1 protein-coding gene is annotated in these 1,162 nt (G+C 35.6%); it reads left to right on the top strand.

Features of this window, described 5'->3' with window-relative positions:
• Nucleotides 1-34: 34 nt before the first annotated feature.
• Nucleotides 35-1,162, top strand: a 1,128-nt coding sequence (locus H527_RS24505) for a hypothetical protein (RefSeq protein WP_027414055.1), incomplete at its 3' end; no start/stop codon positions are given.

Below are 1,162 nucleotides of genomic sequence, written 5' to 3'. Positions count from 1 at the left end.
ATGATATTAAATATATGTTTAAAGGTAAAATATAATGAAGTTACAAACCGATACTACAGACCAACTATTTTACGGCAACGAAATACTACAATTAACGGTTTTGGGCGGTATCAAGTTAGAAGGACTGGACAGAATGCGTGTCACGATCAAGATACAAGAACAGCAGAGCAGTAGACCACCTGTACGGCATAATCTAGATTTATATAATGATACCCAATTAGAGAAGTTTATACGTAAAGTAGCTGAGAAACTAGAAATAGGTACAAACGTAATCGCAGCCAGTCTATCCGAATTAACAGAAGAGTTAGAAAAATATAGGTTAGATAAAATAAAGGAGAAGGAAGAAAACTTAAAACCCAAGATCAGACAACTAACCAAAGTAGAAAAGGAGGAAGCGGTAACCTTCTTAAAATCCAAAAACCTATTACAAAAAACAAATATTCTACTAGGAGAAGCAGGATTGATTGGAGAAGAAACCAACCGATTATTAATGTATTTAATTTTTACCACCCGTAAACTAGAAAAGCCATTGCACATTATCAGTCTGGGAAGTAGTGGAACAGGAAAAACCTATTTACAAGAAAAAGTAAGCCAATGCATCCCACCAGAAGAAGTCATTAATATTACGACTTTATCTGATAACGCCTTTTACTACTTTGGTAAAACCGATCTTAAATACAAACTCATTGTTATAGAAGATCTAGACGGGGCAGCAAATGCACTCTACCCATTACGGGAGTTACAAACCAAAAACCGTATCGTAAAAACCATTGTGCAAAAGAACACCAAAGGAGAAACCAAAACTATCTATCTGGTTGTAGAAGGTCCTGTAAGCGTAGCAGGCTGTACCACTTGGGAACATATCTATGAAGATAACGCCAATCGTTGTTTTTTAATCTACCTGGATGAGAGTGACCAACAGGATCAAAAGATCATGCAGTATCAAAGATTAAAAGCAGCAGGAAAAATAGATGGTTATAAACAACGAGAAACACAAGAGTTTTTACAAAATACCCAACGAATGCTACAACCAATTAAAATCATCAATCCGTATGCAGAACAACTGATATTGCCACAAACCGTATTTAAACCAAGAAGAACGAACGAGCATTATTTACAATTTATAGAAGCCGTTACCTTTTACTACCAACACCAACGTAAA

Origin of the sequence: Aquimarina muelleri DSM 19832 (assembly GCF_000430665.1) — a bacterium.
GTDB lineage: Bacteria > Bacteroidota > Bacteroidia > Flavobacteriales > Flavobacteriaceae > Aquimarina > Aquimarina muelleri.
The sequence above is the reverse complement of the archived record's forward strand: the minus strand, read 5'-3'. Positions and strand labels throughout refer to the sequence as shown.